The organism is Acidimicrobiales bacterium, assembly GCA_035316325.1.
GTDB lineage: Bacteria > Actinomycetota > Acidimicrobiia > Acidimicrobiales > VFJN01 > DASXTK01.
The window spans coordinates 16,884-30,378 of record DATHJB010000229.1 but is presented as its reverse complement, the minus strand read 5'-3'; the positions used below and the strand labels follow the sequence as shown (position 1 = coordinate 30,378).

Below are 13,495 nucleotides of genomic sequence, written 5' to 3'. Positions count from 1 at the left end.
GCGGTGCGATCGCTGGAGGAGCTGTCGATCAATCCGCCGCCCGACGTGGCCGTGACCGCCGGGTCGCCGGCACCCCTCTTCCCGGCGCGGGCCGGGCGGCTCGACGGAGTGCGCCTGGCGGTGAAGGACCTGGTGGCGGTGGCCGGGTCGCCGTTGCGGGCGGGCACCCGGGCCCGGGCCGACGCGCCACCCGAGCCCCGGGACGCGGCGATCGTCGCCCGCCTCCGGGCCGCCGGGGCCGAGGTGTCCGGCATCGTCGGGCTGCACGAGATCGCCTTCGGGGTCAGCGGGATCAACGACCAGGTGGGCTTCTCACCCAACCCCCACGACCCGACCCGGATCCCCGGCGGGTCGAGCTCGGGCTCCGCGGTCGCCGTGGCCGACGGCAGCTGCGACCTGGCGATCGGCACCGACACCGGCGGCTCCATCCGGATCCCGGCGGCGCTGTGCGGCGTCGTCGGCTTCAAGCCGACCTACGGGCGCTACCCCACCGACGGTGTGCTGGCCCTGTCGACGACCCTCGACCACGTCGGGCTGCTGGGCCCGACCGTCGCCGCCGTCACCGCCGGCCACCACGCCCTCACCGGCGACCACAGCCGGTCGGCCACCCCGGGCCGCCTGGGCGTCGACCGGACGGCGCTGGCGGTGGCCGATACGCCGATCGCCGCCGCCGTCGACCGGGTCCTCGCGGCGTTGAGCGACGCCGGCTGGGAGCTGGTCGACGTGACCTGGCCCGGTCGGGAGCGGGTGCAGGAGGCGACGACGGCGATCATGTTCGCCGAGGCCGCCGCCCTCCACCGGGCCCTGTGGGAGGACCACCCGGACGAGCTGGGCGCCGACGTGCTCGCCCGTCTGCGGCTCGGTGCCGACGTCACCGCCGAGGCCCACCGCGCCGCGCTCACCGAAGCCGAGGCGCTGAGGTCCGAGGTGGCGGTGGTGCTCGACGGTGTCGACGCCGTCGTCGGCCCCACGGTGCCGGTGCTCGCCCCCACGATCGACGCTGCCCGCGCCGAGCCGACGCTCCCGGCCGTCCTGGTGAGCAACACCCGGCTCGCGAACGTCGTCGGGACGCCGGCGGCCAGCGTGCCGGTCCCGTCGGGGACGCTGCCCGTCGGCCTCCAGGTGCTCGCGGCCACCGACTCCCGGACCCTGGCCGTGGCCGCCGCGGTCGAAGAGCTGGCAACCTCGGAGCCATGACGTCACGACGGCTCCCGTACCTCTCGTCGCGCCTGCAGGGCTTCGGCACCACGATCTTCGCCGAGATGTCGGCGCTGGCCGCCCGCACCGGGTCGATCAACCTGGGGCAGGGCTTCCCCGACTACGACGGCCCCGCCGAGGTGTCCGAGGCCGCGATCGCCGCCATCCGCGCCGGGCACAACCAGTACCCGCCCGGCCCCGGCATCCCCGAGCTGCGCACCGCCGTCGCCCAGCACCAGAAGCGGTTCTGGGGCATCGACGTCGACCCCGAGAGCGAGGTGCTGATCACCGCCGGCGCCACCGAGGCCCTGGCGGCGACGTTCCTGGCCCTGTGCGAGACCGGCGACGAGGTGCTCACCTTCGAGCCCACCTACGACGCCTACGACGCCGGGGCGAACATGGCCGGCGCCCGCCTGCGGGTGGTCACGCTCGAGCCGCCCGACTACCCCGTCGACGTCGACGCCCTGGCCGCCGCGGTCACCCCCCGCACCCGGCTGCTGCTGCTCAACTCGCCCCACAACCCCACCGGCAAGGTGTTCACCGACGACGAGCTGGCGGCGATCGCCCGCCTCTGCGTCACCCACGACCTGATCGCCGTCACCGACGAGGTGTACGAGCACATCACGTTCGACGGCCGCGTCCACCGCCCGCTGGCCACGCTGCCGGGGATGGCCGAGCGCACGCTCACGATCTCGTCGGCCGGGAAGACGTTCTCGTTCACCGGCTGGAAGGTGGGCTGGGCGTGCGGCCGACCCGAGCTGGTGGCCGCGGTGCGGACGGCCAAGCAGTTCCTCACCTACGTGAACGCGGCGCCGTTCCAGCATGCGGTCGTCACCGGCCTAGGCCTCGACGACGCCGCCTTCGCGGGCCTCGCCGCCGACCTCCAGGCCAAGCGCGACGTGCTGTGCGCGGGCCTCCGGGAGGCCGGGTTCACCGTCCACCCGCCGGGCGGCACCTACTTCGTGACCGCCGACATCCGCCCGCTGGGCAGTGACGACGGCATGGCGTTCTGCCGCGCGCTGCCGGAGCGCTGCGGGGTGGTCGCCGTGCCCAACCAGGTGTTCTACGCCGACCAGGAGCGGGGCCGGCACCTCGTGCGCTTCGCCTTCTGCAAGCGCCTCGAGGTGCTCACCGAGGCCGCCGAGCGCCTGGCGGGGCTCACCTGACCGACCGAAACCTCGACAGGAGTGGTCGCCAGGGCGCCAGCTGTGTCGAGGTTTCGGTGGGTCAGGACCGGATGACCACGACGGGCGGGTCGTCGATGCCGTGCTGGGCGGCGCACATGGCCTGGTAGAAGGGCAGGATCAGGTGGGCGTCGATGACCATCTCGACGTTGCCGTCTGCGTCGAGGTTGAGGTTGGCGCCGTGGATGGTGAACCAGACGTCGGTGGGCTCGGTGTTGGCTTCGGGGACGTGCAGCGTGTGCACCGACCCGGCCGGCTCGTAGAGGTACGACCCCGCCACGTTCACCGCCTCGGGGCTCTCCAGGTAGTGCCACGCGCCCGACTGGGTGAAGGCGTCGACGTGTCCGGTGTGCTTGTGGGTGGCGACGGTGGTGCCGGGGACGAACTGGTTGCGGATCACCCAGACGCCGTTGGCCAGGTCGACCCGCAGGAGCTGCAGGGTGGAGCCGTCGCCGAGGTCGACGAACGGGAGCTCCTTCTCGCCGCGGTGGATGGCGGTCGGGGCGGTGTCGGTCGTCTCGGTCGTGGTCACAGCGGCCCTCCTCCGGGGGTGAACGAGCGAAGGCGGGCCGCTGGCCCCCGGCAGCAAGCGGCCCGCTGAACGGCCGACCACTCGTGTACTCCCCCGTGCGTCGGTCGCCGTTCTGCGATCCCTACGACTACCGCCCACCGTAGTCGTCGGACGACCCTGCCGGCTTGGGTGACGTTTGCGTCAGGTCGCTACGACCGGCGCTGGACGAGGTCGCGCACCTTGTCGACGAGATCGCCGATCTTCTCCTTGATGCCGCCGGTGGCCCGGTCGACCTTGCCCTCGCGCTCGAGGCCCTCGTCGTCCGTCAGGTCGCCGAGGGCTTCCTTCGCCCGGCCCTTCAGCTCGTCAGCGTCGCCTTGTCCCATGGCAGAGCTCCCATCGTTCGGGTGTACGACACGTCTACCCGTCGTCGTCGACGCCGATCCGTCGCAGCCGGTCGCGCAGGGCGGCGACGGCGGGAGGGATGGGGTCGCCCGCCACCACCACCTCCATCCGACGCCGGCGCAGCTCGGGGCACGGGGCCGCCCGCAGACCCGGGTCGGCGTGGGCGCCGAGCGTCGACCGGGGCATGGCGGCCACCGCCAGCCCGGCGGCGACGAGGGCCTGCTGGGTGACGAAGTCGTCGGTGGTGAACGCGATGGCGGGGGTGAAGCCGGCCCGTTCGCAGGTGTCGACGAGGTGGGCGCGGCAGCGGTCGCAGCCGGCGACCCACGTCTCCTCGGCCAGGTCCCGGAGGCGGTGGCGCTTGCGGCCCGCAGCCCGATGTCCGGCGGGCACGACGACGTCGATCGGGTCGTCGCCCAGGGAGGTGGCCACGAGATCCCGCTCGGGCTCGGGGTTCGACTCGGTGTAGCGGAAGGTGATCGCCAGGTCGACGTCGCCGGCCCGCAGCGCAGCCAGGGCCTCTGGCGGCTCCAGCTCTAGGAGCGAGGCCTCCACCTGGGGGAACTCCTGGCGGAGGGCGGCCAGGCCCCGGGGCACGAGCGTCGCCGCCGCGGTGGGGTAGGCGGCGACCCGCACCCGCCCGGCCCGCAGCCCGGCGATGGCGGCGACCTCCTCCTGGGCGGCGGCGAGGCGCGACAGCACGGCGTCGGCGTGGGCGGCCAGCGCCCGGCCCGCCTCGGTGAGCCGCACGCCGCGGCCGTGGCGCACCACCAGCGGCGTGCCCATCTCCCGCTCCAGCTCGGCGACGTGGTGGGCCACCGCCGGCTGCGTGTACGAGAGCTCCCGGGCCGCGCCCGCCAGCGAGCCCGTGCGGGCCACCTGCTGGAGCACCCGCAGCCGGTTGGTGCCGATCATGGTGATGGACGATAGCGCGGTGACCCAAAGGTTCTTTGGGGGATGCCAAGAACATCCAGGTCTTGTCTTGTGGTCCTTCCGGCTGCACGCTGGACGACGTGAGATCCCTGTTCGCCCCTGCCACCACCTACCTCAACACCGCCACCTACGGCCTCGCACCCCGGGTCGTCGCCGAGCGGACCATCGCCGCCGAGCAGGCCCGGCTCGAGGGCCGGTTCGACCCCTACGAGGTCGACGCCGCCATCGCCCGGTCCCGCGAGCTGTTCGGCCGCCTGGTGGGCGTGCCGGCCGGGCGGGTGGCCGTCGGCGGGCAGGTGTCGCAGCTCGTGGGCCTCGTCGCCACCGCAGTCCCTCCCCGGACCACGGTGCTGGCCCCCGAGGGCGAGTTCACGTCGGTCCTGTGGCCCTTCCTGGCCCGCGGTGACCTCGACGTGCGGCTGGTGCCGCTCGACCGGCTGATCGACTCGGTCGAGCCCGGGGTCGACCTGGTGGCCACCTCGGTGGTGCAGTCGGCGGACGGGGCGGTGACCGACCCCCGGCGGCTGCTCGACGCCGCCCACTCGGTCGGGGCGCGGGTGCTGCTCGACGCCACCCAGGCCGCCGGCTGGCTGCCGCTCGAGGGGTGTCACGACGCCGACTGGCTGGTGTGCGGCGGCTACAAGTGGCTGCTGGCGTCGCGGGGCACGGCGTTCCTGACCGGGACCGAGGAGGCGCTCGGACTGCTGCGACCGACGGCGGCGGGCTGGTTCGCCGGTGACTCGCCGTGGGAGTCGTGCTACGGCGGCCCACTGCGGCTGGCGCCGGACGCCCGGCGCTTCGACGTGTCGCCCGCGTGGGCGGCGTGGCTGGGGCAGGCGCTGGCGCTGGAGCTGCTGACCGACGTGGGGATCGACGTGATCCACGCCCACGACGTCCGCCTGGCCGACCGGCTGCGGGCCGGCCTGGGACTACCGCCGGGGCCCTCTGCGATCCTCGCCGTCGACCAGCCGCTGTCGGTGGCCGAGCGGCTGCAGGCGGCCGGCGTCATCGCCTCGGTCCGGGCCGGGCGGCTGCGCTTGTCGTGCCACCTCCACAACGACGACGCCGACGTCGACCGGGCGCTCGAGGTCCTCACGTCGGCGGCCTCGCGGGCGGCGTAGCCTGCCCCTCGGTGGGGAGCTGGGGGAAGACGATCGTCGTCGGCGTGGCGTTGCTGGCCGCCGCGTGCTCGTCGTCGTCCTCCGAGGCCCGGGGACGGGCGGCCCTGACCAGGCCGACCTCCACCACGGCCACCGTCGCCCCGACCATCACGACGACCGCGGCCCCGCCGACCACGACCACCGCCCCGCCTCCCCCACCGCCGGCGCCGACGGGCAACGGCAGCCGCATCGGCATCCCCGTCGCGGCCCTGGCGGTCGACACCTCGAATCCCGACCGCGTGATCGGCGACGGTTCGGCGGCCGGCTGCACGTCGACCGCCGTGGTCGACGCCGTTGCCGCCGGCGGGATCGTCACGTTCGACTGCGGCCCCGACCCGGTGACGATCACCATGGATGCCACCGCCAAGGTCCGCAACGACGCCGGGCCGGAGATCGTGCTCGACGGCGGTGGCCGGGTGACGCTCAGCGGCGGCGGCCAGCGTCGGATCCTCTACATGAACACCTGCGACGAGGCCCAGGTGTGGACCACCTCGCACTGCCAGGACCAGGACCACCCCCGCCTCACCGTCCAGAACCTCACGTTCGCCGACGGGAGCTCCACAGGCGATGCGATCGAGGGCGGGGGCGGCGGCGCCATCCTCGTGCGGGGTGGGCGGCTGAAGATCGTGGGCTCGCGGTTCGTCGGCAACCGCTGCGACGAGACCGGCCCCGACCTGGGCGGTGCCGCCGTCCGGGTGCTCAGCCAGTCGCAGGGGCTGCCGGTGTACGTCACGAGCAGCACGTTCGAGGGCGGCGTGTGCTCCAACGGCGGGGCGCTCAGCTCGATCGGCGTGTCGTGGGAGGTCTACGACTCGGTCTTCACCGGCAACGACGCCGTGGGCTCGGGCGCCAACCCGGCCCGGGGTGGAACTCCGGGAGGCGGCAGCGGCGGCGCCATCTACCTCGACGGCAACCTCTTCACGGTGGACCTGGTGGGGACTCGCATCGAGGACAACCACGCCAACGAGGGCGGCGGGGCGGTCTTCTTCGTGAGCAACGACCGCAGCGGCACCATGCGGATCGAGGGGTCGGTGCTGCGCCGCAATCCCAGCGACGGGTTCGAGACCTTCCCCGGGATCTTCTTCCTTGGGGCGTCCGACCCGGCGGTCGTCAACTCGACCTTGGAATGACGTGGCAGGCTCGCGTCCATGTCCGCCACCGAGCCCACCGAGCCGACGCCTGTTGCCCTCGACCTGAGTGATTTCGACGCGGTCGGCATCGCGGCCGACGTGGTGGACGCCGTGCGGCACCATGCGATCGAGTCGGGCGGCGACGTGGCCGCCACCGTCTCGGCCCCCGAGGGCTGGCACCGGGTGGTGGTGACCGGCCGGCAGAGTGGGCACACGGTGCTGAGCCTCCGCTACTCGGAGCTCACCCGGTCGCGGCGGCACAACGTCGCCAGGGCGCTGACCGGGCGGGGCTGGGACCTCGACGAGGACGGCGACGGCGCCACCTTCCGGGTCCCGCCGGGCACCGCCGCCTCGGAGGCGGCGTTCGAGCTGCTGGCGGTGGTGTCGCTCGGCGGCTCCCCCACCGACGTGCGGGAGGTCACCGCGGTCGACGCGTCCGGCGCCCCGGTCTCGCTCTCGTAAATCCCCCGGGACGCTCCCGGGGCCTGGGTAGCGTCGCCCGGGTGACTCGACATGTGCGGTTGAGGGAGCTGCTGGTGGGTGTGGAGGGGCTGGCGCTGCTGCGGCACCTCTACGACGGCGACGACTCGGCCGCCGACGACCGGTTGGCCGAGGTGCGGCGGCTGCTCGACGATCCCGCCGTCGACGGCGGCGAGGCCACAACCGAGTCCGACGTCCGCACCGGCTACGACGCCTGGGCCGAGGTCTACGACGAGCCCGGCAACCTCGTGATCGGGATCGAGGAGCCGGTGGTCTGGTCGCTGGTGGAGGATCTGCCGCCCGGGCCTGCCCTCGACGCCGCGTGCGGCACCGGTCGCCACGCCCGGCGGCTGGTCGAGCTGGGCCACGACGTGGTGGGTGTGGACCTGAGCCCGGGGATGCTGCGGGCGGCGCGGGACCGGGTGCCCAAGGCCCGGTTCCTGGAGGGCGACCTGCGGGCGCTGCCGCTGGGCGACGCCGCGGTCGACCTGGTGGTGTGCGGCCTGGCCCTGGCCCACCCGCCGTCGCTGGCGGAGCCTGTCGGGGAGATCGGCCGGGTGCTGCGGCCGGGCGGGCACGCCGTGTTGTCGATGCTGCACCCGTTCCAGGCCCACCTGGGGTGGCACGCGCCGTTCTCGGACGCCTCGGGTGCCCGGGGGTTCGTCCGGGAGCACGCCCATACGCACGCCGACTACCTGCGGGCGTTCCGGGCCGCGGGCCTGCAGGTGCACGACTGCGTCGAGCCGGAGCTCACCGCCACCGACGTGGAGCACAAGCGCCGGGCCTTCCGCCACATCCCCTCGGCGACCCTGGCGGCCTACGTCGACCTCCCCGCGGTGCTGGTGTGGGACGTGGTGAAGGCAAGCTGACCCGCCGATCACAGCGAAATTTCGACAGGAACGGTCGCTATGGCGCCGTCTCTGTCGAGATTTCGGCTGGGGTGACGGTCAGAGGCCGACCGGGTGCCAGACGGTCTTGGTCTCCAGGAAGGCGAGCATGGGGGCGAGGCCGGGGTCGGCGGACCAGTCGGGGTCGGCGACCGGGCGGCGGACCCGCTTGAGGTTCTCGGCGGCGGCGACCTCGAGGTCGGTCGCCAGCCGGGTGTCGGCGACGCCGCCGAGGTCGAGCCCGTTGACGTCCATGTGCGACGCCAGCCACGGGGCGACCTCGGCCACGTTGCCGGTCAGCAGGTTGACGACGCCCCCGGGCAGGTCGGACGTGGCCATCACCTCGCCCAACGTCACCGCCGGCAACGGCTTGTCCTCCGACGCCAGCACCACGCAGGTGTTGCCGCCCACGATCACCGGCGCCACCACCGACACCAGGCCCAGGAGGCTCGACGTCGGCGGCGCCACCACGGCGACGACGCCCGTCGGCTCGGGCACGGAGAAGTCGAAGTAGGGCCCGGCGACCGGGTTGGACGAGCCCGCCACCTGGGCGAGCTTGTCGCTCCAGCCGGCGTACCAGACCCAGCGGTCGATCGCGGCGTCCACCTGGGCGCCGGCCGCCGACTTCTTCACGCCCTCCGCGTCGACCACCTCGGCGACGAACTGGGCCCGCCGCCCCTCCAGCATCTCGGCCACCCGGTAGAGCACCTGGCCCCGGTTGTAGGCCGTCGCGCCCGACCAGCCGCCGAAGGCCTTGCGGGCGGCGACCACGGCGTCGCGGGCGTCCTTCCGGGAGGCGAGGGCGGCGTTGGCCAGGAACCGGGAGCCGTCGGCCGAGCGCACCTCGTAGGTCCGCCCCGACTCCGACCGGGGGAACGCCCCGCCCACGTAGAGCTTGTAGGTCTTGCGGATCTCGCTGCGGGCGGTGGGCGTGGGCGTGGGATCAGACATCGAGGTAGCCCCCCAGGCCGTGGCGCCCGCCCTCGCGGCCGTAGCCGGACTCCTTGTAGCCGCCGAACGGGCTCGTCGGGTCGAAGCGGTTGAAGGTGTTGGCCCACACCACCCCGGCCCGGAGCTTCTGGGCCATCCAGAGGATGCGGCTGCCCTTCTCGGTCCACACGCCTGCGGACAGGCCGTACGGGGTGTTGTTGGCCTTCTCGACCGCCTCGGCCGGGGTGCGGAAGGTCAGGACCGACAGCACCGGGCCGAACACCTCCTCCCGGGCGATGCGGTGGGCCTGCGTCACGCCGGTGAACACCGTGGGCGGGAACCAGAAGCCCCGGTCGGGCAGCTCGCACGGCGCCGTCCAGCGCTCGGCGCCCTCCTGCTCGCCGACCTCCGAGAGCATGCGGATCTTGGCCAGCTGCTCGGCGCTGTTGATGGCGCCGATGTCGGTGTTCTTGTCGAGCGGGTCGCCCAGGCGGAGGGTGCCGAGGCGGCGCTTGAGGCTGGCGAGCACCTCGTCGGCCACCGACTCCTGCACCAGCAGGCGGCTCCCGGCGCAGCACACGTGACCCTGGTTGAAGAAGATGCCGTTGACGATGCCCTCGACGGCCTGGTCGAGCGGGGCGTCCTCGAAGACGACGTTGGCCGCCTTGCCGCCCAGCTCCAGGGTCAGCTTCTTGCGGGTGCCGGCGACCGACTTGGCGATGGCCCGGCCCACCTCGGTCGACCCGGTGAAGGCCACCTTGTCGACCCCGGCGTGCTCCACCAGGGCCCTCCCGGTGTCGCCGGCGCCGGTGATGATGTTGACGACGCCGGGCGGCAGGTCGGCCTGCTGGCAGATCTCCGCGAACGCCAGGGCCGTGAGGGGCGTGGTCTCGGCCGGCTTGAGGACCACGGTGTTCCCGGTGGCCAGGGCGGGGGCGATCTTCCACGCCAGCATCAGCAGCGGGAAGTTCCAGGGGATCACCTGGCCGGCGACGCCCAGCGGCTTGGGATCGACGCCGAAGCCGGCGTAGCCCAGCTTGTCGGCCCAGCCGGCGTAGTAGAAGAAGTGGGCCGCCACCAGGGGGAGGTCGACGTCGCGGCTCTCCCGGATCGGCTTGCCGTTGTCGATGCTCTCGAGGACCGCCAGCTCCCGGCTGCGCTCCTGGACGAGGCGGGCGATGCGGAACAGGTACTTGGCCCGTTCCCGGCCGGGCAGCTGCGACCACACGTCGTCGTAGGCGCGGCGGGCGGCGGCGACGGCCCGGTCGACGTCCTGGGGACCAGCCGCGACGACCTCGGTCAGCACCTCTTCGGTGGCGGGGTTGACGGACTTGAAGGGGGTGCCGTCGAGCGAGTCGACGAGCTCGCCGTCGATGAACAGCCCGTAGGCGGGCTTGATGTCGACGACGGCCCGGGACTCGGGGGCGGGTGCGTACTCGAACATGGCGGGCATGGCGGTCGGCTTCAGTCTTCAGTCGAGCGTGAAGTAGTCGGGGCCGGCGTAGTGGCCGGTGGCCAGCTTCTGGCGTTGCATGAGCAGGTCGTTGAGCAGGGTGGAGGCGCCGAACCGGAAGCGCTCGGGGGTGAGCCAGTCGTCGCCGACGGTCTCGTTGACCACCACCAGGTAGCGGATGGCGTCCTTGGCGGAGCGGATGCCGCCGGCGGCCTTCACCCCGACGGCACGGCCGGTGGTGGCGTGGAAGTCTCGCACGGCCTCCAGCATCACCAGCGTGACGGGGAGGGTGGCGGCCGGCTGGACCTTGCCGGTGGACGTCTTGACGAAGTCGGCGCCGGCCAGCATCGCCAGCCAGGACGCCCGGCGGACGTTGTCGTAGGTGACCAGCTCGCCGGTCTCGAGGATGACCTTGAGGTGGGCGGGCCCGCAGGCCTCCTTCACGGCGACGATCTCGTCGTGCACGTCGAGGTACCGGCCCGAGAGGAAGGCCCCCCGGTCGATCACCATGTCGATCTCCTGCACGCCCGCCGCCACCGCCGCCTTCGTGTCCGCCAGCTTCACCTCCAGCGACGCCCTCCCGGAGGGGAACGCCGTCGCCACCGCCGCTGTCGCGACGCCCGATCCCCTCAGGCTCTCCACCGCGATGGGCGCCAGATCCCCGTAGACGCACACCGCCGCCACGCTCGGGCAGCCGGGATCGCTCGGATCGGGCCGCCGCGCCTTGGCACAGAGCGCCCGGACCTTGCCCGCCGTGTCGGCCCCCTCCAGGGTGGTGAGATCCACCATCCGCACCGCCAGATCGAGCGCGAACGCCTTGGCCGTGGACTTGATCGACCGGGTCCCCAAGCCCGCTGCCCGGGCGTCCGCCCCCACCTGATCCACCCCCGGCAACCCGTGCAGGAACCTCCGCAACGCCTCGTTCGTCGAGGTCACGTCAGCCACCGCTCCCAGGGTCACAACCACCCCCGCAGGCTACTGACCCCAACCTGACCCCGTACCGGGTCCGGCCCGCCACCCCGGTGGTCAGCCCGACAACCCCGTGAGCACGCCGACCACGTTGGCGCCGATGGCGTCGACCGCGTAGCCGCCCTCCAGCACCACCACCGTGGGGAGCCCCAGGGCGGCGATGCGGGCGCCGATCCGCGGGTAGTGGCGCGACGCCAGGCGGAACTGGGAGATGGGGTCGCCCTCGTAGGTGTCGACGCCCAGCGCGACGACCAGCGCCTCCGCCCGATGGGCGGTCACCGCGGCCAGGCCGGCGTCGAGGGCGGCGGACCACGCGTTCCAGTCCGTGCCCAGTGCGAGCGGCAGGTTGACGTTGGTGCCCTCCCCCGGGCCGGCACCGGTCTCGGCCGCATGGCCGCTGAAGTAGGGGTACTCGTCGCGCGGGTCGGCGTGGAGCGACACGGTGAGCACGTCGGACCGCTCCCAGAAGACGGCCTGGGTGCCGTTGCCGTGGTGGTAGTCGACGTCGAGCACCGCGACCCGGGCGGCGCCCCGCAGACGCAGCCGCTGGGCGGCGAGCGCGGCGTTGTTCAGGTAGCAGTAGCCGCCGAACGCACCGGGCGCGGCGTGGTGGCCGGGTGGGCGGCAAAGCGCGAAGGCCGGGCTTCCGGTGTCGCCCGCCACGGTGTCGGCCGCGGCCAGGGCGCATGCCGCCGACGCCACGGCGGCGGGCCAGGTGCCGTGCCCGACCGGCGTCGCGGCGTCGAAGCACCAGGAGGCGAGGAGGCCGTCGACGCTGCGGGGCCGCGGGCTCCCGTCGCCGAAGGCAAGGCCGGCGACGGGCCACACGATCGGCAGTGCCTGCCAGTCGCGCCCCGCCGCCTGCCAGGCTGCCCACGCCCCGGCCAGGAAGTCGACCAGCTCCGGGTCGTGCACCCCGGCCGCCGCGGCCCGCACCTCCGCCTCGTCGACCGCCACCTCCTCGACCGGCCCCAAGCCGGCGGCGCGCACCGCGGCCAGCACGGCGTCGGCCCGTGCCGGCACCTCCGGGTGGGCCACCACGTGCCCGTCGCTCACCTCGACGTCAGGGCGGTGCTCACGGTGCACCGGCGACCACCACGTCCGCACCGTCAGGACCTCCGGCCGACTACAGGGCTTCGGCGCGCAACGCCGCGTAGCCGGGCTTTATCTGGCCGTTGATGAGGCGGAGGCGGTCTTCGAAAGGCCAGAAGGCGGACTTCATCGCGTTGAGGGTGAGCCACTCGATCTCGTCCCAGCCGTAGCCGAACGCGTCGACCAGCTTCTCGAACTCCTCGCTGAGGGTGATGTTCGACATGAGGCGGTTGTCGGTGTTGACCGTCACCCGGAAGCGGAGGCGGGTGAGGAGGCCGATGGGGTGCTCGGCCACGGAGTCGGCCACCCCGGTGTGGACGTTCGACGTGGGGCACATCTCCAGCGGCACCCGCCGGTCGCGCACGAAGCTGGCCAGGTGGCCGAGGTGAGCCCGGCCGTCGTCGCCGATCGTGATGTCGTCGACGATGCGCACCCCGTGCCCCAACCGCTCGGCACCGCACAGGTGCAGGGCCTCCCAGATCGACGGCAGCCCGAACGCCTCGCCGGCGTGGATCGTGATGTGGTGGCTGGCCTTGGCGATCTCCTGGAACGCCGCCAGGTGCCGGGTGGGCGGGTTCCCGGCCTCCGAGCCGGCGATGTCGAACCCGACGACGCCCACCTCCCGGTGCCGCAGGGCCAGGTGGGCGATCTCGATGGAGTTGGCGGCGTGGCGCATGGCCGTGAGCAGGGTGCCGACGGTGATCGGCCGCCCGGCGCTCCCCTGCCGGAACCCCTCCTGCACGGCGTCGACCACCTCGTCGAGCGACAGGCCGCCGTCGAGGTGGAGCTCGGGGGCGAAGCGCACCTCGGCGTAGACGACACCGTCGGCGGCCAGGTCCTCGGCGCACTCGGCGGCGGTCCGCACCAGGGCGTCCTTGGTCTGCATCACGCCGACGGTGTGCTCGAACGTCTCCAGGTAGAGGTCGAGGTCGTGGCGGTAGGCGCCCGCAGTGAACCAGGCGGCCAGGTCGTCGGGGTCGCTCGTCGGCAGGGTGTGGCCGGCCTCCCGCGCCAACTCGATCACCGTGCCCACCCTCAGGCCCCCGTCGAGGTGGTCGTGCAGCAGCACCTTCGGCGCCCGCAGGATCTGCTCAGAGGTGGGACGAGTAGCCATGGCATAAAATAGCTCGCCTCGGCGCAGCCGAGACCGCTTGGGGCGGCGGC

14 protein-coding genes are annotated in these 13,495 nt (G+C 73.5%); 6 read left to right on the top strand and 8 right to left on the bottom strand.

Annotation, left to right across the window (positions count from 1 at the left end; genetic code table 11):
• The first annotated feature begins 3 nt into the window (after positions 1–3).
• Together VK611_29835 and VK611_29830 are read left to right on the top strand one after the other, a co-directional pair.
• The gene (locus VK611_29835) at positions 4–1,197 is read left to right on the top strand and encodes an amidase (GenBank protein ID HMG45571.1); all 1,194 of its coding nucleotides are present in this window, start codon (positions 4–6) and stop codon (positions 1,195–1,197) included.
• Positions 1,194–2,363 carry a pyridoxal phosphate-dependent aminotransferase gene (locus VK611_29830; protein ID HMG45570.1) on the top strand — a complete coding sequence of 390 codons (1,170 nt, stop codon included), beginning with the start codon at positions 1,194–1,196 and terminating at the stop codon, positions 2,361–2,363. Before VK611_29835 ends, VK611_29830 begins: the two co-directional genes overlap by 4 nt.
• Before the next feature lie 61 nt (positions 2,364–2,424).
• Here VK611_29830 and VK611_29825 read toward each other — a convergent pair whose 3' ends face one another.
• The 3 genes from VK611_29825 to VK611_29815 all read right to left on the bottom strand — a co-directional run bounded on the left by VK611_29825 (position 2,425) and on the right by VK611_29815 (position 4,212).
• Entirely contained in the window at positions 2,425–2,913 is a 489-nt protein-coding gene (locus tag VK611_29825; protein HMG45569.1) for a 2,4'-dihydroxyacetophenone dioxygenase family protein, read from the bottom strand.
• Positions 2,914–3,101: 188 nt separating this feature from the next.
• Complete coding sequence (locus VK611_29820; GenBank protein HMG45568.1) at positions 3,102–3,278, bottom strand: CsbD family protein; 177 nt, start codon at positions 3,276–3,278, stop codon at positions 3,102–3,104.
• Positions 3,279–3,312: 34 nt separating this feature from the next.
• The gene (locus tag VK611_29815; protein HMG45567.1) at positions 3,313–4,212 is read right to left on the bottom strand and encodes a LysR substrate-binding domain-containing protein; all 900 of its coding nucleotides are present in this window, start codon (positions 4,210–4,212) and stop codon (positions 3,313–3,315) included.
• A 98-nt stretch (positions 4,213–4,310) separates the two neighbouring features.
• Here VK611_29815 and VK611_29810 point away from each other — a divergent pair, with 98 nt between their 5' ends.
• From VK611_29810 to VK611_29795, 4 genes are read left to right on the top strand one after another with little or no spacing between them, the layout of a single operon-like run.
• Positions 4,311–5,351, top strand: a complete 1,041-nt coding sequence (locus VK611_29810) for an aminotransferase class V-fold PLP-dependent enzyme (protein ID HMG45566.1) — start codon at positions 4,311–4,313, stop codon at positions 5,349–5,351.
• Between the two features lie 11 nt (positions 5,352–5,362).
• Positions 5,363–6,520, top strand: a complete 1,158-nt coding sequence (locus VK611_29805) for a hypothetical protein (GenBank protein HMG45565.1) — start codon at positions 5,363–5,365, stop codon at positions 6,518–6,520.
• Between the two features lie 18 nt (positions 6,521–6,538).
• Complete coding sequence (locus VK611_29800; GenBank protein ID HMG45564.1) at positions 6,539–6,982, top strand: hypothetical protein; 444 nt, start codon at positions 6,539–6,541, stop codon at positions 6,980–6,982.
• A 41-nt stretch (positions 6,983–7,023) separates the two neighbouring features.
• Positions 7,024–7,869, top strand: a complete 846-nt coding sequence (locus VK611_29795) for a class I SAM-dependent methyltransferase (GenBank protein ID HMG45563.1) — start codon at positions 7,024–7,026, stop codon at positions 7,867–7,869.
• 78 nt (positions 7,870–7,947) lie between these two features.
• Here VK611_29795 and VK611_29790 read toward each other — a convergent pair whose 3' ends face one another.
• From VK611_29790 to VK611_29770, 5 genes are all read right to left on the bottom strand, one after another.
• Positions 7,948–8,838, bottom strand: a complete 891-nt coding sequence (locus VK611_29790; GenBank protein HMG45562.1) for an aldehyde dehydrogenase family protein — start codon at positions 8,836–8,838, stop codon at positions 7,948–7,950.
• Entirely contained in the window at positions 8,831–10,270 is a 1,440-nt protein-coding gene (locus tag VK611_29785) for an aldehyde dehydrogenase family protein (GenBank protein HMG45561.1), read from the bottom strand. Before VK611_29785 ends, VK611_29790 begins: the two co-directional genes overlap by 8 nt.
• A gap of 18 nt (positions 10,271–10,288) precedes the next feature.
• A complete protein-coding gene (gene deoC, locus VK611_29780; GenBank protein HMG45560.1) occupies positions 10,289–11,215 on the bottom strand; it encodes a deoxyribose-phosphate aldolase in 927 nt (308 codons plus the stop codon).
• An 81-nt stretch (positions 11,216–11,296) separates the two neighbouring features.
• The gene (locus VK611_29775; GenBank protein HMG45559.1) at positions 11,297–12,346 is read right to left on the bottom strand and encodes a histone deacetylase family protein; all 1,050 of its coding nucleotides are present in this window, start codon (positions 12,344–12,346) and stop codon (positions 11,297–11,299) included.
• Positions 12,347–12,365: 19 nt separating this feature from the next.
• Positions 12,366–13,445 carry an adenosine deaminase gene (locus VK611_29770; GenBank protein ID HMG45558.1) on the bottom strand — a complete coding sequence of 360 codons (1,080 nt, stop codon included), beginning with the start codon at positions 13,443–13,445 and terminating at the stop codon, positions 12,366–12,368.
• Between the last annotated feature and the right edge of the window lie 50 nt (positions 13,446–13,495).

Bases quoted from the DNA above. Each gene is read 5' to 3' on its own strand.
- VK611_29830 (HMG45570.1), top strand. From the start codon at position 1,194: ATGACGTCACGACGGCTCCCGTACCTCTCGTCGCGCCTGCAGGGCTTC.
- VK611_29820 (HMG45568.1), bottom strand. From the start codon at position 3,278: ATGGGACAAGGCGACGCTGACGAGCTGAAGGGCCGGGCGAAGGAAGCC.
- VK611_29815 (HMG45567.1), bottom strand. From the start codon at position 4,212: ATGATCGGCACCAACCGGCTGCGGGTGCTCCAGCAGGTGGCCCGCACG.
- VK611_29800 (HMG45564.1), top strand. From the start codon at position 6,539: ATGTCCGCCACCGAGCCCACCGAGCCGACGCCTGTTGCCCTCGACCTG.
- VK611_29790 (HMG45562.1), bottom strand. From the start codon at position 8,838: ATGTCTGATCCCACGCCCACGCCCACCGCCCGCAGCGAGATCCGCAAG.
- VK611_29785 (HMG45561.1), bottom strand. From the start codon at position 10,270: ATGCCCGCCATGTTCGAGTACGCACCCGCCCCCGAGTCCCGGGCCGTC.
- VK611_29770 (HMG45558.1), bottom strand. From the start codon at position 13,445: ATGGCTACTCGTCCCACCTCTGAGCAGATCCTGCGGGCGCCGAAGGTG.